At 67.0% G+C, this 22878-nt stretch carries 21 protein-coding genes and 1 riboswitch; of the genes, 6 read left to right on the top strand and 15 right to left on the bottom strand.

The annotated features are described in order from the left end of the window. The first annotated feature begins 84 nt into the window (after nt 1-84). A riboswitch (S-adenosyl-L-homocysteine riboswitch) is annotated at nt 85-173 on the top strand. A gap of 35 nt (nt 174-208) precedes the next feature. Further along, on the top strand, nt 209-1654 hold the full coding sequence (ahcY, locus tag C0R07_RS12275; RefSeq protein ID WP_046273657.1) for an adenosylhomocysteinase: 1446 nt from the start codon (nt 209-211) through the stop codon (nt 1652-1654). Nucleotides 1655-1727: 73 nt separating this feature from the next. On the opposite strand, the gene C0R07_RS12270 is transcribed toward ahcY, so the two are convergent. Further along, a complete protein-coding gene (locus C0R07_RS12270; RefSeq protein WP_070471736.1) occupies nt 1728-2555 on the bottom strand; it encodes a tetratricopeptide repeat protein in 828 nt (275 codons plus the stop codon). Between the two features lie 92 nt (nt 2556-2647). Here C0R07_RS12270 and ybaK point away from each other — a divergent pair, with 92 nt between their 5' ends. Both ybaK and C0R07_RS12260 read left to right on the top strand, forming a co-directional pair. Next, the gene (gene ybaK, locus C0R07_RS12265) at nt 2648-3121 is read left to right on the top strand and encodes a Cys-tRNA(Pro) deacylase (protein ID WP_102789024.1); all 474 of its coding nucleotides are present in this window, start codon (nt 2648-2650) and stop codon (nt 3119-3121) included. Then, nucleotides 3121-3636: a hypothetical protein gene (locus C0R07_RS12260; RefSeq protein WP_102789023.1), complete on the top strand. Its 516-nt coding sequence runs from the start codon at nt 3121-3123 to the stop codon at nt 3634-3636. The genes ybaK and C0R07_RS12260 overlap by 1 nt, the downstream gene beginning before the upstream one ends. Nucleotides 3637-3807: 171 nt before the next feature. Here the strand turns inward: C0R07_RS12260 and C0R07_RS12255 are convergent, their stop codons facing one another. The 5 genes from C0R07_RS12255 to C0R07_RS12235 all read right to left on the bottom strand — a co-directional run bounded on the left by C0R07_RS12255 (nt 3808) and on the right by C0R07_RS12235 (nt 8179). After that, the gene (locus C0R07_RS12255) at nt 3808-4365 is read right to left on the bottom strand and encodes a DUF3228 family protein (RefSeq protein ID WP_102789022.1); all 558 of its coding nucleotides are present in this window, start codon (nt 4363-4365) and stop codon (nt 3808-3810) included. A 54-nt stretch (nt 4366-4419) separates the two neighbouring features. Continuing rightward, nucleotides 4420-5160, bottom strand: a complete 741-nt coding sequence (locus tag C0R07_RS12250; RefSeq protein ID WP_019182471.1) for a LytR/AlgR family response regulator transcription factor — start codon at nt 5158-5160, stop codon at nt 4420-4422. Then, nucleotides 5157-6230 carry a sensor histidine kinase gene (locus tag C0R07_RS12245; protein WP_070471767.1) on the bottom strand — a complete coding sequence of 358 codons (1074 nt, stop codon included), beginning with the start codon at nt 6228-6230 and terminating at the stop codon, nt 5157-5159. The genes C0R07_RS12250 and C0R07_RS12245 overlap by 4 nt, the downstream gene beginning before the upstream one ends. Before the next feature lie 17 nt (nt 6231-6247). After that, the gene (locus C0R07_RS12240; protein WP_070471732.1) at nt 6248-7168 is read right to left on the bottom strand and encodes an alpha/beta fold hydrolase; all 921 of its coding nucleotides are present in this window, start codon (nt 7166-7168) and stop codon (nt 6248-6250) included. 120 nt (nt 7169-7288) lie between these two features. Continuing rightward, the gene (locus C0R07_RS12235; RefSeq protein WP_070471731.1) at nt 7289-8179 is read right to left on the bottom strand and encodes a TIGR01777 family oxidoreductase; all 891 of its coding nucleotides are present in this window, start codon (nt 8177-8179) and stop codon (nt 7289-7291) included. Nucleotides 8180-8304: 125 nt separating this feature from the next. Here C0R07_RS12235 and metF point away from each other — a divergent pair, with 125 nt between their 5' ends. After that, on the top strand, nt 8305-9132 hold the full coding sequence (gene metF, locus C0R07_RS12230) for a methylenetetrahydrofolate reductase [NAD(P)H] (protein WP_070471730.1): 828 nt from the start codon (nt 8305-8307) through the stop codon (nt 9130-9132). Between the two features lie 50 nt (nt 9133-9182). Then, nucleotides 9183-9749, top strand: coding sequence for a hypothetical protein (locus C0R07_RS12225; RefSeq protein ID WP_070471729.1), 567 nt, complete (start codon nt 9183-9185; stop codon nt 9747-9749). Here the strand turns inward: C0R07_RS12225 and C0R07_RS12220 are convergent. The 3 genes from C0R07_RS12220 to C0R07_RS12210 form a co-directional block, all read right to left on the bottom strand. Next, nucleotides 9739-10698: a Nudix family hydrolase gene (locus C0R07_RS12220; RefSeq protein ID WP_102789021.1), complete on the bottom strand. Its 960-nt coding sequence runs from the start codon at nt 10696-10698 to the stop codon at nt 9739-9741. The genes C0R07_RS12225 and C0R07_RS12220 overlap by 11 nt on opposite strands. Before the next feature lie 504 nt (nt 10699-11202). Beyond that, nucleotides 11203-13935: a preprotein translocase subunit SecA gene (secA, locus tag C0R07_RS12215; protein WP_102789020.1), complete on the bottom strand. Its 2733-nt coding sequence runs from the start codon at nt 13933-13935 to the stop codon at nt 11203-11205. Between the two features lie 168 nt (nt 13936-14103). Further along, a complete protein-coding gene (locus C0R07_RS12210) occupies nt 14104-15054 on the bottom strand; it encodes a M23 family metallopeptidase (RefSeq protein ID WP_019182479.1) in 951 nt (316 codons plus the stop codon). 12 nt (nt 15055-15066) lie between these two features. Here C0R07_RS12210 and C0R07_RS12205 point away from each other — a divergent pair, with 12 nt between their 5' ends. Beyond that, a complete protein-coding gene (locus tag C0R07_RS12205) occupies nt 15067-15507 on the top strand; it encodes a DUF721 domain-containing protein (RefSeq protein ID WP_026069663.1) in 441 nt (146 codons plus the stop codon). 295 nt (nt 15508-15802) lie between these two features. Here the strand turns inward: C0R07_RS12205 and lpxC are convergent, their stop codons facing one another. From lpxC to murC, 6 genes are all read right to left on the bottom strand, one after another. After that, nucleotides 15803-16714: a UDP-3-O-acyl-N-acetylglucosamine deacetylase gene (lpxC, locus tag C0R07_RS12200; protein ID WP_070471727.1), complete on the bottom strand. Its 912-nt coding sequence runs from the start codon at nt 16712-16714 to the stop codon at nt 15803-15805. A 216-nt stretch (nt 16715-16930) separates the two neighbouring features. Beyond that, complete coding sequence (gene ftsZ / locus C0R07_RS12195; protein ID WP_019182482.1) at nt 16931-18163, bottom strand: cell division protein FtsZ; 1233 nt, start codon at nt 18161-18163, stop codon at nt 16931-16933. A 280-nt stretch (nt 18164-18443) separates the two neighbouring features. Further along, nucleotides 18444-19679: a cell division protein FtsA gene (gene ftsA, locus C0R07_RS12190; protein ID WP_017355446.1), complete on the bottom strand. Its 1236-nt coding sequence runs from the start codon at nt 19677-19679 to the stop codon at nt 18444-18446. Continuing rightward, nucleotides 19676-20437 (bottom strand): cell division protein FtsQ/DivIB, encoded by a 762-nt coding sequence (locus tag C0R07_RS12185; RefSeq protein ID WP_070471726.1) that lies wholly within the window; start codon nt 20435-20437, stop codon nt 19676-19678. Before C0R07_RS12185 ends, ftsA begins: the two co-directional genes overlap by 4 nt. Beyond that, nucleotides 20434-21417: a D-alanine--D-alanine ligase gene (locus C0R07_RS12180; RefSeq protein ID WP_102789019.1), complete on the bottom strand. Its 984-nt coding sequence runs from the start codon at nt 21415-21417 to the stop codon at nt 20434-20436. The genes C0R07_RS12185 and C0R07_RS12180 overlap by 4 nt, the downstream gene beginning before the upstream one ends. After that, complete coding sequence (gene murC, locus C0R07_RS12175) at nt 21414-22850, bottom strand: UDP-N-acetylmuramate--L-alanine ligase (protein ID WP_019182485.1); 1437 nt, start codon at nt 22848-22850, stop codon at nt 21414-21416. Before murC ends, C0R07_RS12180 begins: the two co-directional genes overlap by 4 nt. Between the last annotated feature and the right edge of the window lie 28 nt (nt 22851-22878).

The following is a 22878-nucleotide window of genomic DNA, read 5'->3' as shown; positions in this document are numbered from 1 at the left end:
GGGCGCCAATCGCCCCCCTGCCGATGGTTGGGGGCGGAGACCGATTCATGCCAACGCAGCGGGCCGCGATATAATGGGCGACCCTCCACCGAGGGGCGCTGCGACCGTTCCGGACCTTTCCGGGGGCGGCCAGGCTCGGTGGCCAGGATTGGTTCCAACGGCGCCCGGCGAACACGAGTACCGACTCGTCATTACACCGGAGCTTTGAATGAACGCTGTTGCCAAGACCTTCTCCACCGAAGGCGATTACAAGATTGCCGATATCTCCCTGGCCGATTGGGGCCGCAAGGAGCTGGACATCGCCGAGCATGAAATGCCGGGCCTGATGTCGATCCGCCGCAAGCACGCCGCCACCCTGCCGCTGAAGGGCGTGCGCGTGACCGGCTCGCTGCACATGACCATCCAGACCGCGGTGCTGATCGAGACCCTGAAGGACATCGGCGCCGACGTGCGCTGGGCCTCGTGCAACATCTTCTCGACCCAGGACCACGCTGCCGCCGCGATCGCCAAGTCCGGCACCCCGGTGTTCGCCTGGAAGGGTGAGTCGCTGGAGGAATACTGGGACTGCACCCTGGATGCACTTACCTTCACCCTGCCCGACGGCACCCTGACCGGCCCGGAGCTGGTGGTGGACGATGGCGGCGACGTGACCCTGCTGATCCACAAGGGCTACGAGCTCGAGAACGGCAGCAACTGGGTCAATGAAAAAGCCGCCTCGCACGAAGAGCAGGTCATCAAGAACCTGCTCAAGCGCGTGGCCACCGAGCGCCCGGGTTACTGGGGCCGCGTGGTCAAGGACTGGAAGGGCGTCTCCGAAGAGACCACCACCGGCGTGCATCGCCTGTACCAGCTGGCCCAGGCCGGCACCCTGCTGATCCCGGCGATCAACGTCAACGACTCGGTCACCAAGAGCAAGTTCGACAACCTGTACGGCTGCCGCGAGTCGCTGGCCGATGGCCTCAAGCGCGCGATGGACGTGATGCTGGCCGGCAAGGTCGCCGTGGTCTGCGGCTACGGTGACGTGGGCAAGGGCTGCGCCGCTTCGCTGCGTGCCTACGGCGCGCGCGTGGTGGTCACCGAGATCGACCCGATCTGCGCCCTGCAGGCCGCGATGGAAGGCTTCGAGGTCAACACCATCGAATCCACCCTGGGCCGTGCCGACCTGTACGTCACCACCACCGGCAACAAGGACATCATCCGCATCGAGCACCTGAGCGCGATGAAGGACCAGGCCATCGTCTGCAACATCGGCCACTTCGACAACGAGATCCAGGTCGATGCGCTGGTCGGCTTCCCGGGCGTGCAGCACATCAACATCAAGCCGCAGGTGGACAAGTACGTCTTCCCGAACGGCAACGCGATCTTCCTGCTGGCCGAAGGCCGCCTGGTGAACCTGGGCTGCGCCACCGGCCACCCGAGCTTCGTGATGTCCAACTCGTTCGCCAACCAGACGCTCGCACAGATCGACCTGTGGGCGAACAAGGACAGCTACGAGAAGAAGGTGTACCTGCTGCCGAAGAAGCTGGACGAGGAAGTGGCGCGTCTGCACCTGGAAAAGATCGGCGTGAAGCTGACCACCCTGAGCCAGGAACAGGCCGATTACATCGGCGTGCCGGTGGATGGTCCGTTCAAGCCGGAGCATTACCGCTACTGATCGGCCTGCCGGTCCAGTTGCGTTGAAAACAGACGGGCGCCGAAAGGCGCCCGTTTTCGTGGCGGAAAACCCTTCAGTCCTGGCCGAAACACCTGCGGTCGTCGTTCAGGACGGCCTGACACTGCGCGGCGAAGTCCGCTTGCCAGCGCGACAGCGCGAACCCTTCCCGTTCCTGGAACGACACCGTTTCGCCCGCAAGCACGTAGCAGCGGTTCTGCGACAGTCGCAGCGCGGTCAGCGCGTCACCGGCGGCCCAGCAGTCATCGATGCAGGCCTGCATCAGCGCGTAATCCGGATTGGTCTTGGCGCCGCCAAAGGCGAAGCCCATCCGCTGTACCAACGCGATCACCGGGTCAGTGCTGGCCGGGGCAGCGCGCAGAATGCGCAGCACGCCGGCCTCGGGAATGCCAAACGCCCAGTTGGCAATCACGGCCGAACGTGCTGCATCGATCGCCGCATCGCGCTGCCCCTGCCGCATGTACTGGCTTGCCAGCAGCGCCCAGCCCTGCTGAAGCTCCGGGAAGGCGGTGCATGCTGCGCGCAGCAGTTCAATCGCCTGCTCGACCTGCCCCGCCAGCACCTGCGCGCGCGCCTGCTCCAACTGCCCGGTTGGCGAACCGGGATCTTCGACCTCAAGCTCGCCATACTCGCCTTCGTTCAGCTCCAGCCACTGCGAAAACACCTGCACCGAGGAATGGCGCAGTTCCATACGCCATTCGTCATGGAACATCTCGCAGACGAAGGGCGCATCTCCCTCACGCCCCAACGGCCAGTACAGCCCGAAACAATCGCCGTTGCCGAGCGCGCCTTCCGCGATCGATACAAACCCCTGAGGGGGATACGGTCCGCGCGCCACATCACTGTCGAAGGTGAGCGCGTTGAATTGGCCAGAGAGGCGCATGGGATCTTTCCAGACGGGAACGCCGCCATTATCGCAGCGACCGCAGTAGCCTCGGTCAAGTCAGCGGGTACGCACCACGCTACGATGCCGCCATGACGCCCGCCATCAACCTGCTGAAGCAATCAGGCATCGCCCACACCGTGCTGTCCTATCACCATGACGCCGCCGCCGAATCCTACGGTGGCGAGGCCGTGCAGCAGCTCGGACTGGATCCGGCCCAGGTGTTCAAGACCTTGCTGGCAACCACCGAGACACATGAGCTGCTGGTGGCGATCGTGCTGGTGAGCGGCACCCTGGACCTCAAGGCACTCGCCGCCGCGGCCGGCTGCCGGAAGTGCGGGATGGCCAACGCCGAAGCGGCGCAGCGCGCGACCGGTTACCTGGTCGGCGGGATCAGCCCACTGGGGCAGAAGAAAAAGCACCGCACCTTTCTTGATGCCAGCGCGCAGGCCTTGCCGACCGTGCATGTCAGTGCGGGTAGGCGTGGACTGGAGGTGGCGCTGGCACCGGCCGATCTACTGCAGCTAACTGGCGGATGCTATGCCGCCATCGGAAAGGCCCGCTGATGGGCTGGCCTTTCAACCGTGAGCCGGCCGCCCCCACCGAGGGACTTGGCGCGCAGCACCTGCAGGCGCTGCTGTCTTCAGCGCCTGACCGCATCTACAGCGCGGCCTGCACCATCGCCCAGCTCCGTGATCCGGCCGAACTGGATGCGCTTTCGCCGTGGGTCGAACGGATCGAGCGCGCCACCGCGCACATCGCGCTGGGTGGCGCCCTGTTCGCCAATAACCATCACCTGCAGTTCGCCCTGCGCCGGCTGCGCTTCTGGCGGGAGCGGGCCGGCTGCATGTGTGCGCTTTACCCGCACTACCCGTTCTTCGATCCTCGTCGGGAAGCCACGCGCGGGCATGTGGTCATCGATGCCGTGGGGGAGGCCGAGGACGGCTGGGGCGAGGCGCATGCCGTCACCTGCGTGGACTGTGCAACGCACTGGTTGGCCACCGACCGCGAGTATCACTACCCGTGGTGGGAGTGGAAACCAACGCGTCCCACCGTGGAGGGAACCCCAACGCATGCGTGATTGCATCGCCGCTGCACATCGTACTGGCGCGACGCTTCGGCGCATGGGCATCCAGCCGGACGCTTCATGGACCTGTAGAGCCACGCCATGCGTGGCTGCGTTCGCCCCGGTCCGCGTGCAGCCACCCATGGGGTGGCTCTACAGGGGAGGCGTGCAGCGAGTCTGGGCGCCTCAGGGACGCCAGTTGGCGTTGCTCTCCCAGAACGCCACCGCGCGCGCATAAGCGTCGCGATCCAGCGGCACACCCGAGCCGCCTTCTTCCACGCCCAGCGCATTGCGCATCATGGTGATCGGGGCCATCGGCACTTCCTCCGGCTCGGCGGTGTAAATGCAGCCCACGATGCCCCAGTCCGCATCGATGGGGGAGCCCTCTTTGGCCAACTGCTCGGCGCTGTACAGGATCACCACCAGGTAGTGCGCGCGCGGGGATTCCACGCCTTCGAACCAGCGCACCAGCACCGGCAGCTCCTCGCGGTTGCGCGCTTCATAACCACTGCGCAGCTGGTGACGGTTGGCCTCGGTGATCGGCACGGTCAGGCAGCGCGTGGAGGTCCAGTTCTCGTACACATGCAACTTGCAGAACGGCGCGTAGCCATCGAGCACCTTGAACGGCGCATGCGTGTTGAGGTGCTGTTCGAACTGCTCGGCGCTGCAGTCCTGGATGGTGTTGCCGCGCGGCACGCGGGGGAACAGGCGGGGCCGGGCGAACGCGGTGAGGACGATGGACATGGGCGCAATCAGGCGGCGGAGATCACGCACAGGGTAACGTGTGCGACGCGTGCCCTACAGCGCCAACCGCTCACGCAGCTCGCGCGCCTGGCGCCGCGAGACCTCGACCTGGCTGCCGTCGTCGAGGGTCAGGTCGTAGCCATCGCCGAGCGACGGTTCGATCGCCCGCACGCGGCGCAGGTTGACCAGGGTGTTGCGGTTGGCGCGGAAGAACATCGCCGGCGACAGCCGTGCTTCCAGGGTACTGAGGCTGCGTGCCAGCACCGCGTTCTGGTCACGGAACCAGAGCCGGGCATGGTTGCCGTCGACCACGATCTTGCGGATCTCGCCCAGTGCCACGAACCAGCAGCGCTCGCCATCGCGCAGGAACACCTGATCGTCGGCGCCCAGCAGGTCACGCGTGGCGTGCGGCGCTACAGGCGCGGCCGGCACCGGGAGGCGCGCCCGGCCGCGCTCCAGCGCCGCCCGAAGGCGGTCGGCCTCCACCGGCTTGACCAGATAATCGAGCGCATTGGTGTCGAAGGCGCGCACGGCGTACTGGTCGTAGGCGGTCACGAACACCACCATCGGCACGGTCTCCAGTCCATCCAGCACATCGAACCCCTCACCCGAGGGCATCTGTACATCCAGCAGCACCAGGTCGGGCTGCTCACGCAGGATCGCATCGCGCGCGGCGGGTACATCGTCCGCCTCACCGACACAGTCCACCCACGGGATCGCCGCCAGCAGCGTGCGCAGTTCACTGCGCGCCAGCCGCGCATCGTCCACGATCAGCACGCGCAGGGAGGGGCTCATTGCCGCACCTGCAATCGGGCCATCATGTGCTCACCCTGACGCTCCAGCAGGAACGTGCCGCGGCCGGATGCGGAACGCGACTCGTCCAGGCCGAGCTGGGCGCGCAGATACGTCAACCCGATACCGTGGCCTGCGCTGCTGGCGTCGTGCGGGGCGGGATTGTCCACCTCCACCCGCAGCCAGCCGCCATCGAGGTGCACGCGGATCGTCAGCTCGCCACCGCCCGGGTGGACCGCGATGCCGTGTTTGATCGCGTTCTCCACCAGCAGCTGCAGGGCCATCGGCGGCAGCCGTGCGGACAGCGCGGCGGGGTCGATATCGGTGCGCACCCGCAGGCGGTCTTCGTAGTGGATCGCCTCCACCGCGAGGTAGTCCTGCACCACGCGCCACTCCTCGGCCACGGTGACCCAATCGCCATCGGTATGCACCAGGGCGTGGCGCAGCGTGCTGGACAGATGGGTGACCATGTCGCGTGCGCGCGCCGGGTCTTCATTGATCAGTGCACGCAGGTTGTTGAGCGCGTTGAACACGAAGTGGGGATTGAGCCGCGCACGCAGTGCCTGGTGCTCCAGCGTCGCCCGCTGTGCTTCGGCGCGCAGCTGTGCCATTTCACTGTGCCGGGCCCGCTGCAGCGCGCGGCGGCCGGTCCACAGTGCGCACCACACGCTCAGGACGATGGCGGTGCTGAGCCAATAGTTGAACGTGTCGATCGGCCTGTAATAGGCGCGCTGGCCCGGCAGCGCCACCCAATCCCACGCAAGCGCGGGAAGCAGCACTGCGGCGGTGAAGAGCTGGATGGCGGCCGCGACGATCATCACAGCCTGCGCCATCCGCCACGTCAACCCGAGCAGATCACGCTGCAGCCATGCATGACGGAGTGCCCAGCTGCGTATCGATGCACTGCCGACGAACAGGCCTAGCGCGACCGTCACATAGATCAGCGTCCCGCCCGACCAGTTGCCCCGGTAGGCGATGCCCATTCCCAGGCTCAAGCCAAGGTAGCCGGACCATAGCCCCGCGTTGGCCCACCAGAAGCCGGAACTGCGTGCTGCCTGCGTCGTGCTCATCATCTCCATGCCGCTATCGATCAGGGCGCCGCAGGCAGATCGAGGAAGTCCCGAATCTGCGTCTGCAGCCAGCGCGGATCATCCCACATCAGGAAGTGGTAGCCGGCGCGGCTCATCTCGATCCGCACCCCGGGCAGCGCGGCGTACTGCGTCGCGAACACTTGGCGCGTGCTGGCTTCGGTCGCACCGAACGGCTGGTAAGCCGCCCAGGCACCGAGCACCATCACCGGGGCGGTGATGCCGGCGATCGGCTGGCGCAGGTCGGTCATGGTCATCGAATACATCGCGTTGGCGGTAGTGGCGCGGTCACTGTCGCGTCCCCATTGCTTCAACGTTGCAACACGTTCTGGTGCATGCGCCATCCCGGCCACCGCGGCATCGGTCTGCGCCGCGTACCGGGTGGCGTCGGCGGCGAGCATGCCGGCCCGCATCTGCTCGGCCATCGGCTTGAGCGTAGCCGGTGTCGCCGCCGGGTTCTGCACCGCGCCGAAGTAGGGCAAGGCATCGACGATCACCAGTGGGCCGATCTTCTGCGGCGCCGCGATCGCCATCTGCAGGGCCAGGACGCCGCCGAGGCTGTGGCCGATCACCGCCGGATGATCGAGCTTGCGGTCGGCGCTGTAGGCCAGCAGGCGGTCCCGCATGGCGCTGAGGAAATCATCGCTGGCCACGGCGGGCGCACCGGCGAAGCCGGGCAGCTGGATCAGGTGGCATTGCACCTGCGGCTGCAGCGCGGCGCAGGTCTCGCGCCAGACCTGCGCGCCGCTGTTGAGGCCGGGGATCATAAGCACCGGCCGGCCGGTGCCGATCACCTCGACCTGCAGAACCTGGAACGCTTCGGTCGCTGCGTGGGCGGGGCTGACCAAGGTGGCCCAGGCGGTGAGCGCGAGTGCGGCCAATGGCGCAAGGGAGTGGATGCGGCGGTTGCGGCGGGTCGACATGGCAGGCTCCGGCTGGGGTGAGCCTGCAGACTGCCGCATGGAGGCACGGCCGGGGCGATGACATGAGCAGCGGCCGCAGCGGGCCATGAGCGGTCGCCAGGCGGGGATGGAAATGCGACCTCAGTGCTCCGGCGCGCCCACGATGGCCTGCAGGGCGCCCGGCAGCGAGGGGTACTGGAACGTGAAGCCTTCGGCCAGCGCGTGTACCGGCTGCACGTTCTGCCCGGTCAACAGCAGCCCGGCCATCTCGCCGAACGCCACCTTGAGCGCGAAGGCCGGGGTGGTCAGCCGCGCAGGACGATGCAGCGCTTCGCCCAGCGTGGTGGCGAACACGCGGTTGGTGACGGTACCCGGCGCGGTCCCATTGTAGGCACCGCGCGCCTGCCCGTTGCCCAGCAGCCACAGGATCATGCCGACCAGGTCCTCGCGGTGGATCCAGCTCATCCACTGCCGGCCGTCGCCCATCGGGCCGCCCACGCCCATCCGGAACGGGGGCAGCATCTTCAGCAGGGCCCCGCCGTCCCGGTCGAGCACGATACCGGTTCGCAGCACGCAGGTACGCACGCCGAGGTCTTCCGCCTTCAGGGCCTCCGCTTCCCATTGCCGGCACAGCATCGCCGCGAAGTCATGCCCGGGCGAGGCGGTTTCATCCAGGGGTGTGCTGTCACGCGGGCCGTACCAGCCGATCGCCGAACCGGACACCAGCACCCGGGGCCGTTCGGGCAGCGCAGCGATCCAGGCGAGCAGCGCCTGGGTGGTGCCGATCCGGGAGTCGCGCAGCGCCTGCTTGCGCGCATCGCTCCAACGGCCGTCCATCAGCGGCTCGCCGGCCAGGTTGACCACCGCCTGGACCGGGCCGACCTCGTCCAGCGTGGCAACGCTGCGGATCCCCGGCTGCGGGTTCCGGCCGGGCCGGCGGGTCAGGACGATGGGGTCGTGGCCCTCGGCCAGCAGGCGCGTGCACAGGCGACGCCCGATGAAGCCGGTGCCGCCGGTGACGAGAATCTGCATGACGGTTGCTCCGTTGAGGTCTGGGCCACTGTACGCGCCGCGATGTGCACGCGACATACCATGCACTTCACATTCATCGCGATGAAGAGATATGATTGGACCACACCCGCCGACGCATCCCGCCCATGACCGCCATCAGCTTCGAGTTCTACCCGCCCAAGACCGACGAGCAGCGCGCCCAGCTGGACCGGACCGCGGCCAAGCTGAAGGTGTTCGCGCCGGAGTACGTGTCGTGTACGTTCGGTGCCGGCGGTTCCACGCTCAGCTACACCTCCGAGACGGTCCGCCACCTCAAGCAGCACCATGGTTTCGAAGCCGCCCCGCACCTGTCCTGCGTCGGTGGCAGCCGCGAGGAGATCCGCGAGCTGCTCAAGCTGTACCGCGCGATCGGCTGCCGGCGGATCGTCGCCCTGCGCGGTGACCTGCCCTCCGGCATGGGCCATCCCGGCGACCTGCGCTATGCCTCCGAACTGATCAGTTTCATCCGTGCCGAGCATGGCGATGCGTTCCGCATTGAAGTGGGCGCGTATCCGGAGACCCATCCGCAGGCCAGCGACGCCCTGCTCGACCTGAAGCACTTCAAGACCAAGATCGACGCGGGCGCCGATGCGGCGATCACCCAGTACTTCTTCAACGCCGACGCCTACTTCCACTTCGTCGATGCCGTGCGCGCGCTGGGTGTAACCGTGCCGATCGTGCCGGGCATCATGCCGATCTCCAATTTCAGCCAGCTGCGCCGCTTCTCCGAGCAGTGCGGTGCGGAAATCCCGCGCTGGATCGGCAAACGCATGCAGGCCTATGGCGACGATGCCGAATCGGTCCGCGCGTTCGGTGCCGAGGTGGTGGCCAGCCTGTGCGAACGCCTGGTCGCCGGCGGCGCCCCGGGCCTGCACTTCTATACGCTCAACCTGGCCAAGCCGACCACCCAGGTGCTGAAACTGCTGCGCAGCTGAGGCGGTTGCGCATCGCTTGCAGATAACGCCGGCGCCGCTACGCTGCTGCGATGAAACCGCTCGTGTGGCTCCTGCTGTGTGCGCTGTGCCTGCCCTCGCTGCCCGTCCTGGCGCAGGCGCCGCAGCGCGTGAACCGCTGTACCAACGCGCAGGGCGAAACCGTCTTCACCGACCGCCGCTGCGATGCAGTGGGTGCTACGTCGCGCTTGCCCCCGCGCACCGCGAGCGTGGGCAACACCGGCATCTATCGCGCCGGCTGCGCGCGCCGGCTCAGCGAGCTGACCGGCCAGATCCGCGACGCGGTCAGCGCGCAGGACGTGAACCGGTTGTCCTCGATCTACCTGTGGAGCAACGTCTCCAACGCCACCGCGAACCACATCATCGGGCGGCTGGAATCGGTGGTGCAGCGCCCCCTGGTCGACATCGCCCCGGTCTACCCCGAAAGCGCGCCGGTGATGGTGGACCCGGCGCTTGCCGCTGCAGGTCCTGAATCGGCGCCTTCGCGCCCCCGCCCCATCGGACTGCGCATCGAACAGACCCTGGGCAGCACCGCCACCCCGGCCCGGACCGTGTTCGGCCTGCGGCGTCAGTACGGCTGCTTCTGGATCACGCTGTAGCTGGCCACAGCGAGCGGATCGCCGCGATGCCCTGCGCGCCGTGGCGGCGCGCCTGCTCGATATCGCCGGGGGTCATCCCGCCCAGCGCGTACAGCGGCAGCGAGACCTGCTCGCGCAGCGCTTCGAACGCGTCCCAGCCCAGCGGCGCGATGCCGGGATGGCTGTCCGTCGTGTGCACCGGTCCCAGCACCGCAAAATCACAGCCCAGCCGCTGCGCCGCCTGCAGCTGCGCCAGATCGTGGCAGGAGGCCGCCACCAGCTGACCGGCCGGCAGCGGCCGCTCGCCCAGCGCCAGCAGCTGCTCACTGCCCAGATGCACCCCGACGCCCAGCCGCCCGGCCAGGTCGATATCCCGGTTCACCAGCCACTGCGTGCGCGGCCCATGCTGCTGGATCACGCGCTCGGCCAGCGCCACCCGCGCCGGACTGGATGGCGTGCGCAGCTGCACCCGGCGCACGCCACTCTCCAGCGCCTGCGCCAGGCGCCCCAGCCATGCCTGGTGGACACTGTCCTCCTCGCCCTCCAGCTCCGGGGTGATGAGATACCGATCCGGCTGGCGCAACGCCGCCACCACCGGCAGGTCCGCCGGCGGCATCGAGTACCGGTGCAGTTTGTCCGGGGCCACCCAGGTGATCGCCTGCCCTTCCCGCCCACGCGGCGAGCCCTTCCAGCCCTGGATCCGGCGCACCTCCAGGCGGAGCCGCTTGTCCGGGTAGACCTGCGGCACGTCCATGATCCACTCACCGACCTCCGCCTCGATCCCCAGCTCCTCGCGCAGTTCCCGCACCAGGGCCTGCTCGGAGGTCTCGCCGGGCTCCCGCTTGCCGCCCGGGAACTCCCACAGGCCGGCCATATCGCGGTTCTCGGTACGACGGTTGAGCAGGATGCGGCCGCGGGCATCGGTGATGACGCCGGCCACGACATGGATCGAACGAAGGGGAGATGACATACCCCGAGGATGCCCAAACCGGGGCCCGTGACGCAATGCCCCTGCGGGTAGTTGTAGGGGCTCGTTGTGGCTCGTGGTGGCGTCTCCGCTCGGAGCTGCCGCGAGCGTAAGGGCCCCGCAGCGACCGGCAGGCCCCTCGGCAAATGTCCCCCGGCCGCCGCCTGGCGGCGACGGCCTCCTCCTTGATTTTGCCCAGGAGCCTGCCGGCCGCTACGGGGCTCGCGCGCGGTAGGAGTGCGGAAAAGCGGACCTTGCTGTTGGGCGCCAGTAGTCTCGATACGTGGGGCGCGATGCCCTTGTGGGCGAAATCAAGGAGGAGGGGACGGCCGCAGGCCGGCACCGGGGGACATTCGCCGACAAGGGCATCGCGCCCCAGCGCCCGACCCATCGACCGCCGTGCCTGGAAGGGTCAACGCGCACCACATACCTGCCACGCGGATGGAAGAAGAACCAAAAAAAAGCCCCGCACAAGGCAGGGCTTCTTCGGCACGTCCAATCAGCCGATCAACTCAGCTGACCATGGCAGTGCTTGTACTTCTTGCCGCTGCCGCACGGGCACGGATCGTTGCGGCCGACCTTCGGCTCATCACGGGTGACCTGCGGCACGCCGTTCTGGGCGGCCTCCACCTGCGCGGCCTCTTCGTCTGCAACGTAGCCGCCGGCGTCCTGGTGCTGGAACTGCGACTGCAGCAGGCGTGCTTCGGCCTGCTGACGCTCGGCCTGCTCCAGTGCCGCCACTTCCTCTTCGCTGCGGATGCGCACGCGCGCCAGCAACGTCACCACTTCGCGCTTCACGTTCTCCAGCATTTCCGAGAACAGCTCGAAGGCTTCCTTCTTGTACTCCTGCTTCGGCTGCTTCTGCGCATAACCGCGCAGGTAGATGCCCTGGCGCAGGTAATCCATGCGCGCCAGGTGCTCCTTCCAGCTCTGGTCCAGCACGGTCAGCATCACGTGCTTTTCCAGCGCGCGCATGGTCTCGTCGCCCACGCCGGCTTCCTTCGCGGCGAAGTGCTCGTCGACCTTGGCCTGCACCTTCTCGGCGATGCCTTCGGCGTCCAGCTCCTCGTGTGCCTTGACCAGCTCGGTCAGCGACATGTCGATGCCGAAGTCCGAGGCCAGCGTCGCTTCCAGACCCTGCAGGTCCCACTGCTCATCGATCGAGTTCGGCGGCACGAAGCGCGCCACCACATCGAAGATCACGTCGCCGCGGATGCCGTCGACGTTCTCCTTCACCGACTCCGCATCCAGCAGTTCGTCGCGCTGGCTGTAGATCACCTTGCGCTGATCGTTGTTGACGTCGTCGAAGTCCAGCAGGTTCTTGCGGATGTCGAAGTTGTGCGCTTCGACCTTGCGCTGCGCCTTCTCGATCTGGCGGCTGACCAGACGATCCTCGATGACGTCGTCTTCCTTCATGCCCATCATGCGCATCGCCTTCTGGACCCAGTCCGAGGCGAAGATGCGCATCAGGTTGTCTTCCAGCGACAGGTAGAAACGGGACGAACCTGGATCGCCCTGGCGGCCCGAACGGCCACGCAGCTGGTTGTCGATACGGCGCGATTCGTGGCGCTCGGTACCGACGATGTGCAGGCCACCGGCCGCCTTGACCGCGTCGTGGCGCTTCTGCCACTCGGCCTTGACCTGGGCGCGCTGCTCGTCGGTGGCGTCTTCGCCCAGCTCATGCAGCTGCGCTTCCAGCGAACCACCGAGCACGATATCGGTACCACGGCCGGCCATGTTGGTGGCGATGGTCACCGCGCCCGGCATGCCGGCGTTGGCGATGATGGTCGCTTCGCGGTCGTGCTGCTTGGCGTTGAGCACTTCGTGGTGCACACCGGCCTTGGTCAGGTGCTCGGACAGCATCTCCGAGGTTTCGATCGAGGTGGTACCCACCAGCACCGGCTGGCCGCGCTCGTTGCAGGCCTGGATATCGGCCAGCACGGCGTTGAACTTGCCGTTGCGGTTGAGGAACACCTGGTCCGAACCGTCCTTGCGGATGGTCGGCCGGTTGGTCGGGATCACCACCACTTCCAGGTTGTAGATGCTCTGGAATTCGTAGGCTTCCGTATCGGCCGTACCGGTCATGCCGGACAGCTTCTTGTACATGCGGAACAGGTTCTGGAAGGTGATGCTCGCCAGGGTCTGGTTCTCGCGCTGGACCGGCACGCCTTCCTTCGCTTCCACCGCCTGGTGCAGGCCATCGGACCAGCGGCGGCCGGCCAGGGTACGGCCGGTGAATTCATCGACGATCACCACTTCGCCATCGCGCACGATGTAATCCACGTCGCGCTGGTAGATGGCATGCGCGCGCAGGGCGGCATTGAGGTGATGCACCACGGTCAGGTTCTGCGCGGCGTACAGGCCCTCGGTTTCGGCATTGAGGATGCCGGCTTCGACCAGCAGCGCCTCGGCATGCTCCATGCCCGCTTCGGACAGATGGACCTGCTTGCCCTTCTCGTCCACCCAGAAATCGCCCTCGCCTTCCTCGGCATCCTGCTTGATCAGGTGCGGGACGACGCGATTGACGCGGATGTACAGCTCCGGGGAGTCATCGGCCGGGCCGGAGATGATCAGCGGGGTACGGGCTTCGTCGATCAGGATGGAGTCGACTTCGTCGACGATGGCGTAGTGCAGGCCGCGCTGGTAGCGGTCCGCACGGGAAAGCGCCATGTTGTCGCGCAGGTAGTCAAAGCCGAACTCGTTGTTGGTGCCGTAGGTGATGTCGCTGGCGTACGCCTCGCGCTTGTCGCCGTGCGGCATGCCCGGGTAGACCACGCCCACGCTCAGGCCCAACCAGTTGTAGAGCTTGCCCATCTGCGCCGAGTCACGGCGGGCCAGGTAGTCGTTCACGGTGACCACGTGGACGCCCTTGCCTTCCAGCGCGTTGAGGTAGACCGGCAGCGTGGCGACCAGGGTCTTGCCTTCACCGGTGCGCATTTCGGCGATCTTGCCCAGGTGCAGGACCATGCCGCCGATCAGCTGGACGTCGTAATGGCGCATGCCGAGCACGCGGCGGCTGGCTTCACGGCAGACCGCGAACGCTTCGGGCAGCACCTTGTCCAGGGCTTCACCGTCAGCGATGCGCTGCTTGAACTCCGGGGTCTTGGCCTTGAGCTGCTCGTCGGAGAGCTTTTCGATTTCCGGCTCCAACGCATTGACCTTGGCGACGATGCGGTTGAGCTGGCGCAGCTGTCGTTCATTACGACTGCCGAAGACGCGGGTAAGCAGGCTGTTGATCATTGAAGGAACCGGTTGGAATGAGACGCCCCAACGGCGGCGCTCTCCCCGGGGGATGCGCACGCCGCAAACGAAACAGGGCGCACCGCGCCCTGTCTATGGCAACACCCATTGTAGCTTGGGACGGGGGTCCGGCGTTTCAAGCACCCCCGTTCAAGTTCGTTACCGTGATCAGCCCCGCGAAACGCGGCCGACCGGGGTGTTGCCGCCATCACCGAGGAACTTGCGCGGATTGACCACCTGGCCGCGTTCCCAGACCTCGAAGTGCACGTGGGCACCGGTGGAACGGCCCGTGGAACCGGCCTTGGCCACTTCCTGGCCGGCCCGGACCAGATCGCCCGGCTTCACCACCAGGCGCGAATTGTGCGCATAGCGGGTCACATAGCCGTTGCCATGGTCCACATCGACCACGTTGCCGTAACCGCCCTTCACACCGGCGAAGCTGACCACGCCATCGGCCACCGACATCACCGGGTCACCGACCTTGGCGTGGAAATCCATGCCCTTGTGGGTGGCCGCACCGCGACCGAACGGATCGCTGCGGGTGCCGAAGTTGGAGGTGATGTAGGTGTTGCGGATCGGCATGCGCGAGGGCACGGCGTTCTGCTCGAGCTGGTGGTCGAACATCAGCGATTCCATCACCGACAGCTGGCGGCCTGAAGCAGCAAAGCGCTGCTCCAGCACCTGTAAGTCGGCGTTGACCGCGCTGACCGGGATGTCCTGGGTCGGGCCGGGCTCGCCTTCACCGAGGCCGGGGGTCTCGTTGAAGTCGAATTCGCCGTCTTCCAGTTTGCCCATCTGGGTGAGTCGTTCGCCCAGGGCATTGAGACGGGTGGCCTGCGCCTGCAGCTCGCCCATCCGCGCTGCCAGCGCGTTGACCTGGGTCTGAGCGTCCTTCTGGGCCTGCGCCAGTTCGCGTTCCTGCTGTGCGACCTTGGCGTGGAGCCGGGAATCGTTGAACATGCTGCCACCGATACCGGCACCGAAGCCGATCAGGCAGCCCACCCCCAGCACACTGCCCAGCAGGGCACGGGGGGAATCTTCGAAGTAGAAACGCAAACGCGCCAGCGGCGTCTTGGCCTGTCCTTCACGCGTTTTGATTACGATCTTTTTGAATGCCATCAGTGAGTTTTCATGTCTGAGCCGAAATCCAGTGCCCGTTCCCCATCCACGCCGAAGCCGGCGCTGGATGCGGTCATGGCGGACAAAGCCGGTAACCCGCTGCGTCGCGCCTTGTGGCTCGACGCGCTGGACCGTCAGTTGCGCCCCCATTTGCCGCCTGCACTGGCCACCCGTTGCCGGCTGGCGAATGTAAACGGCGAGCACCTCGTTTTTCTCGTCGAATCTCCCGTGTGGCACGCCAAGGTCCGGCTTGCCGAAGCACAGTTGATCGACGCGGCCCGGTCCATCGGGCTGAAGGTCACCAAGGTGACCGTCAAAACAGCGTCCGCCCCTCCCCCACGCTCCCCAGCGATCGACAACAGGAATGGCCCCCACGCTGTTTCAGCCGCCACGCACAAAGGGCTACGCGACGCGTTGGCTTGTCTGCGCGACGTGGATTCCTCCAAGTCGTGAAGCCATCGGGGCATCCCGCCCCTTCCCGGCCGCGTCACGATCACGTGAACTTTGGCTGGGAGCCGGTCTGCACTGTAGCGGCGTCGGTGCCGCCAGTCGTTAGTGTTTTATTAAATTAACGTTAAATTCGGCACAAACCTTGATGAGGTTCACAAATCTGTGCGCTGTGCACCCCTACGGTTCATTGACGTCAAGATCACGCGGCGTTGAGCCCGTCCTGACCCCCTGAAACAGAAACGGCGCCGTGGGCGCCGTTCTATTTTCTTTCAGATCAATGGGTTGGCCAGAACCTGGCTCAGGCGTAGGCCGGCAGACCATAGACGACGGGGGCCTCGACCGTAGGCGACTCGTAGCTGACCCACTCCCACGCGCTGGCATCGGCCAGCAGGGCGCGTACCAGCTTGTTGTTGAGCGCATGGCCGGACTTGAAGCCCTCGTAAGCGCCGAGCACCTGGCCACCGGCCAGGTACAGATCGCCGATCGCGTCGAGGATCTTGTGGCGCACGAACTCGTCGGCGTAGCGCAGGCCGTCGTCGTTGAGCACGCGGAACTCGTCGAGCACGATGGCGTTGTCCATCGAACCGCCCAGGCCCAGGTTGCGCTCGCGCATGTATTCCAGATCCCGCATGAAGCCGAAGGTCCGGGCGCGGGAGATTTCCTTGGTGTAGGCCAGGGTCGAGAACTCGATTTCCGCGCGCGACTGCTTGGCCGGGATCATCGGGTGGTTGAACTGGATGGTGAAGCCGAGCTTGTAGCCTTCGTACGGCTCGAAGCGGGCGACCTTGTCGCCATCGGTGACTTCCACCGTCTTGAGAATGCGGATGAAGCGTTTCGGCGCGTCCTGTTCGGCGATGCCCGCCGACTGCAGCAGGAACACGAACGGGCCGGAGGAACCGTCCATGATCGGCAGCTCGGCCGAGGACAGCTCCACGATGATGTTGTCCACACCCAGGCCGGCCAGGGCCGACATCAGGTGTTCGACGGTCTGGATCTTGGCCTCGTGGTAGGTCAGGCCGGTGCACAGCGTGACTTCGGTGACCAGGTCCGCACGCGCGGGCACTTCCACCACCGGGTCCATATCGACGCGGCGGAACACGATGCCATGGTTGACCGGGGCCGGGCGCAGGGTCATGTAGACCTTGTCACCGCTGTGAAGGCCGACGCCGGTGGCGCGGATCGTGTTCTTGAGGGTGCGTTGCGGGATCATCGGGGGGCAGGACCAGAAAGCGCGCGGTCAGCGCGGCTGTGACAAACAAGAATAACACGCACTACCGCTGTCCCTTCCGTGAACCGTGGTGCGTCGACAGCACTGCCCGGACGTGCGCGATGCACGACGGCGGTCAGACTGCCGGGCCGATCCTGGCCCGGCAGCATGGGACATGGAGGTGCTTACCGGGGAGGACAAGGCCCCGGCCAGCGTTACTCAGTCCGCCTGGCGGCGCAGGAACGCCGGGATGTCCAGGTAATCGTTGGGCAGCTCAGCGGCGGCCGGACCCGAAGCGCTCGGAGCCGACGGTGCCACGGTGTCGGCGCTGGGACGACGCAGGCCCATGCCCATGCCCATCCCGCCGACGGCCTTGGAGACCGCATCGCCGCCGTTGTCGAATTCGCCGAACTCCGGCTGGCCGGTGGTGGCGTTGCGGACCAGCTTGATCGGTGCGCGCTCGCCCGGACGCTGGGTCTTGGCGGTGACGGCACGGTTCAGGCCGGTGGCGACCACGGTCACGCGGACTTCGTCCTGCATGTCCGGGTCCAGCACGGTACCCACGACCACGGTGGCATCTTCGGAGGCGAAGCCATCGATGGTGCGGCCGATCTCGTCGAACTCGGCCATCGTGAAGTCGGCGCCGGCGGTGATGTTGACCAGGATGCCGTTGGCACCGGCCAGGTTCACATCGTCCAGCAGCGGGTTCTGGATGGCGGCTTCGGCCGCGGCCTGGGCGCGGTCATCGCCACGCGCGGTGCCGGTGCCCATCATCGCCAAGCCCATTTCGGACATGACGGTGCGCACGTCGGCGAAGTCGACGTTGATCAGGCCCGGACGCACGATCAGATCGGCGATGCCCTGCACGGCGCCCTGCAGCACGTCGTTGGCGGCACGGAAGGCCTGGATCATGGTGGCGTTGCGGCCCAGCACGGTGATCAGCTTTTCGTTCGGGATCGTGATCAGCGAATCGCAATGCTGGCTCAGCTCTTCGATGCCCTTCAGCGCGACCTGCATGCGGCGACGGCCTTCGAACGGGAACGGCTTGGTGACCACGGCGACGGTCAGGATGCCCATCTCCTTGGCCAGCTGCGCCACGACCGGGGCTGCACCGGTGCCGGTGCCGCCGCCCATGCCGGCGGTGATGAACACCATGTCCGCACCCTGCAGGGCATCCATGATGCGCTCACGGTCTTCCAGCGCGGCCTGGCGGCCGACTTCCGGGTTCGCGCCTGCGCCCAGGCCCTTGGTGACGTTGGTACCCAGCTGCAGCTGCAGCTTGGCACCGCAATTCTTGATGGCCTGCGAATCGGTGTTGGCGGTGATGAATTCCACGCCGTCCACACTGGTGCTGACCATGTGCGCCACTGCGTTACCGCCGCCGCCGCCCACGCCGATCACCTTGATCACCGCATTGGGTGCCATCTTTTCAATCAGTTCGAAATGCGCCATGTCCGTGTCCTCGTGTTGCCGTTTACGCGGGACGGGGGCTTCGGAGAATCCTTCTCCTGTCCTCCCCACCGTCGTGCCGGCGAGTTGTAGTTGGTATGCCGGGCTGGATAGAGCCAACCGCGACGGTGTTGCCTGCTTCAATGGTCGGCCAGGTGGCCGGGTAATGCGCTTGCTGTGTACGTCGTGATGCGGGGTGTTGCGGCGTTGCGTGGACGGTGTGTGGATTTTTCGGGAACTGCTTATCGCTTATTGCATGTGTACTGCGTGTTGCGGGCCGCGATCAGAACTCGCCGCGGAACCAGGTTTTGAGCTTCTTGAACATGCTGCCGGCGCGGCCGGTCGGCAGCGACGGGCGACGCGGGTGTTCGATCTGGCTGCCCATCAGCAGCAGGCCCACGCCGGTGGCATGCACCGGGTTGCCCACCACTTCGCCCAGGCCGGTGACGTGCTGCGGGATGCCCACGCGTACCGGCATCTGCAGCATTTCCTCGGCCAGTTCGACCACGCCTTCCATCTTCGAAGCGCCGCCGGTGAGCACCATGCCGGCGCGCACCAGTTCCTCGAAACCGGAGCGGCGCAGTTCGGCCTGCACCATCTCGAAGATCTCTTCGTAGCGGCCCTGCACCGCCTGGGCGAGTGCATGGCGCGGCATCCGGCGCGGCGGACGATCGCCGACGCTGGGCACCTGGATGCTTTCCTCGGCGGTGGCCAGCTGGGCCAGGGCGCAGGCGTAGCGCACCTTGATCTGCTCGGCTTCCGGGGTCGGCGTGCGCAGCATGTGCGCGATGTCGTTGGTGACGTGGTCGCCGGCGATCGGCAGCGAGGCGGTGTGGCAGATCGCGCCCTGCACGAACACGGCCAGGTCGGTGGTACCCGCGCCCATGTCGACCAGCACCACGCCCAGCTCGCGCTCGTCGGCGGTCAGCACGGCCACGCTGGAGGCCAGCGAGGACAGCACCAGGTCATCGACCTGCAGGCCGCAGCGCTGCACGCACTTGGAGATGTTGGCGGCGGCCGACTGTGCGCACACCACCAGGTGGGCGTGCACTTCCAGGCGCACGCCGGTCATGCCGACCGGATTGCGGATGCCTTCCTGCGAATCGTCCAGCACGTACTCGCGCGGGATCGCATGCAGGATCTTCTGGTCCGCCGGGATCGCCACCGCCTTGGCCGCGTCCAGCACGCGATCCAGGTCGCCCCAGGTCACTTCGCCGTCGCGGATCGGCACGATGCCGGGCGAGTTCTTGCACTGCACGTGGTTGCCGGAGATCGAGGCGTACACCGAGCGGATCTCGCAGCCGGCCATCAGCTCGGCCTCTTCGACCGCACGCTGGATGGACTGCACGGTCGATTCGATATCCACCACCACGCCGCGCTTGAGACCGCGCGATTCGTGCGAGCCGATGCCGATGACCTCGATCGGATTGCCCGGCGAATACTCGCCGACCAGCGCCACCACCTTGGAGGTGCCGATGTCCAGACCGACGATCAGTGATTTGTCACCCTTGCGATTCATGTCCTGTCCTGCGTCGTGTGCGCCACATTGGCCGGCGCGGCCGGTGCGGCCGGCGTCGCCGGAGCCGGGGTACCCCAGCTCAGTGTGAAACCATTGGTATATCGGAGGTCGGCGCGCTCGATCGGCGCCGCCTGGTTGGCCAGCTGCGGCAGCACGCGCACGAAGCGCTGCAGGCGCGAGCGGGCATCGTCGCGGCCCACGACCACTTCGGTGCCGTTGCTCAGCACCAGCGACCAGCTGCCGCGTGCGTCCATGGTGACCCGCTTGACGTCCACCCCGGCCGGCGCGAACAGCGCGCGCGCATCGTTGTAGAGCGCCACCACTTCTTCGGTCTGGCTGTCCGGACCATCCAGGTCGGGCAGCTCCAGGTCCTGCAGTTTCTTGGGCGTGGCGAACAGCTTGCCCTGCTCGGAGAGCAGGCGGTCATGGCCCCAGCGCGCAAACGGCTTGTGCTCGACCAGGGTGATTTCCAGCACGTCGGGCCACTGCTTGCGGACCTGCGCGCTTTCCACCCACGGCAGCGTTTCGATGGCGTCCTGCGCATCCTGCAGCTTGACCGCGAAGAAGCCGGACTTCGCATACGGCAGCACCACCTGCTGCAGCTGCTCGGCCGGCACCCGCTTGAACTCACCGTGCACACGCAGCTTGGCCAACGGCCACCGCTCGGCACCGACCCAGCCGTTGAGCACCGCCACCACGGGCAGTGCCACGACCGACAGGGCCAGCAACCAGACGAAGATGCGCAGCACCGCGTTCATGCGTGGCGGTTCTCCTGCGCTGCGTGACCCGGCAGGGTCTGTTCCAGTACGCGCCAGACCAGCTCTTCAAAGCCGATCCCGGCCTGGCTGGCCGCCTTGGGCACCAGCGAATGGCTGGTCATGCCCGGCGCGGTGTTCACTTCCAGCAGGTAGAAGCGGCCCGTGCTGCGGTCGCGCATCACGTCCACCCGGCCCCAGCCGCGGCAACCGGCAGCGCGGAACGCGGCCAGTGCAAGGCGGCGGATCTCGATCTCGTCCTCGCCTTCCAGGCCCGGGCACAGGTACTGGGTGTCCTCGGCGATGTACTTGGCGTTGTAGTCGTACCACTGGCCCTTGGGCACGATGCGGATCGACGGCAGCGCCTGGTCGCCCAGGATCGCCACGGTCAACTCGTCGCCGACCACCATCTGCTCCATCAGCAGCTGGCCGTCATAGCGCACCGCCAGTGCGACCGCCTCATCCAGGCCGGCCTCTTCCACTACGCGGCTGATGCCGACGCTGGAGCCTTCGTTGGCCGGCTTGACCACCACCGGCAGGCCGAGCTCGGCCGCGGCGGCATGGACATCGGAGGCCTGGTCCAGCGCGATGAAGCGCGGGGTCGGCAGGCCGTGCGAGATCCACACCTGCTTGGTGCGGACCTTGTCCATGCTCAGCGCCGAGCCGAGCACGTCCGAGCCGGTGTACGGCACGCCGAAGGCCTCCATCAGGCCCTGCACGATGCCGTCCTCACCACCGCCGTTGTGGCCGTGGAGGATGTTGAAGACGCGGTCGAAACGCTTCTCGACCAGCGCCAGCGCCAGGGCCGGGATGCCATCGACGGCGATCGCATCGACGCCGCGCGCGCGCAGCGCTTCGATCACGTTGCGGCCCGAATCCAGCGAGACGTTGCGCTCGCTGGAGGTGCCACCGAGCAGCACGGCGACGCGGCCGAACATGGCCGGGTCGGTGAGGCGCAGTGGCGGGAAGGTCAGCGCGTTCATGCCGCCGGGGCCTCCTGGAAGCCTTCGCCGGCGATCTGCTGGGCGATGTAGCCGATGTCGCCTGCGCCCATCATCAGCAGCAGGTCACCGTCCTGCAGGACGTCGGGCAGCACGTGCGCCAGTTCGGCGGCGTTGCCGACCACGACCGGCTCGCTGCGGCCACGCGCGCGGATGGCGCGCGCCAGCGAACGCGAATCGGCCCCCGGGATCGGCGCCTCGCCGGCCGGATAGACCTCGCTCAGCACCAGTGCGTCCACTTCGGAGAGGACCGCCGCGAAGGCGTCGAACTGATCGCGGGTACGGCTGTAACGGTGTGGCTGGAACGCCACGACCAGGCGCTGGCTCGGCCAGCCGCCGCGGGCGGCGGCGAACACGGCGGCCAGTTCGCGCGGGTGGTGGCCGTAATCATCGATCACGCGCACCTTGGCACCGGTGTGCGTGGTGACGATGCCCAGATCGTTGAAGCGGCGGCCGATGCCGGCAAAGCTTTCCAGCGCGCGTGCGATTGCCTCCGGCGCCACGCCCAGCTGCCAGCCCACGGCCGCGGCGGCCAGGGCGTTGAGTACGTTGTGTGCGCCCGGCAGGGCCAGCGTCACCGGGTGGCTGCTGCCTTCGGGCAGGCGCAGGGTGAAGCGCATGCGCGGGCCATCCTGGACCACATCCTCGGCGCGCACGTCGGCGTTGCTGCTCATGCCATAGCTCATGACATGGCGCGGCGTCTGCGCGGCCAGCGCGGCCACTTCCGGATCATCGATGCACAGCACCGCCAGGCCGTAGAACGGCAGGCGCTGCAGGAACTCGGCGAACGCAGCCTGGACCCGGGCGAAATCGTTGCCGTAGTTTTCCAGGTGGTCCGAATCGATGTTGGTGATCACCGAGACCAGCGGGTTCAGGCGCAGGAAGCTGCCATCGCTTTCATCGGCTTCGGCCACCAGCCACTGGCCACTGCCGAGCTTGGCGTTGGCACCGGCAGCGAGCAGCTGGCCGCCGATCACGAAGGTCGGGTCCAGCCCGCCTTCGCTCAGCACCGCGGCCGTCAGGCTGGTGGTGGTGGTCTTGCCGTGCGTGCCGGCCACCGCGATGCCTCGGCGGAAGCGCATCAGTTCGGCCAGCATCGCCGCGCGCGGCATGATCGGAATGCGCTGGCTGCGCGCTTCCATAAGCTCGGGGTTGTCATCGCGGATCGCGCTGGAGACCACCACGCAGTCGGTGCCGAGCACGTTGGCAGCCGAATGGCCACGCATCACGCGCGCACCCAGGCCGGCCAGGCGACGGGTCGCGGCGTTGTCGGCGTTGTCCGAACCGGACACTTCATAGCCCAGCGTCAGCATCACTTCGGCGATGCCGCTCATGCCGGTGCCGCCGATGCCGACGAAGTGCACGCGCGGGAACGCACGTACCAGGTCGTTGGTGTCGTGGAGGCGGCGGATCATGCGCGGCCTCGCGCCAGGCTGGCGCGCG

The organism is Stenotrophomonas bentonitica, from assembly GCF_002887735.1.
In the GTDB taxonomy this organism is placed as follows: Bacteria; Pseudomonadota; Gammaproteobacteria; order Xanthomonadales; family Xanthomonadaceae; genus Stenotrophomonas; species Stenotrophomonas bentonitica_A.
Note: the sequence above shows the minus strand (reverse complement) of the source record. Positions and strands in the feature narration are given on the sequence as shown.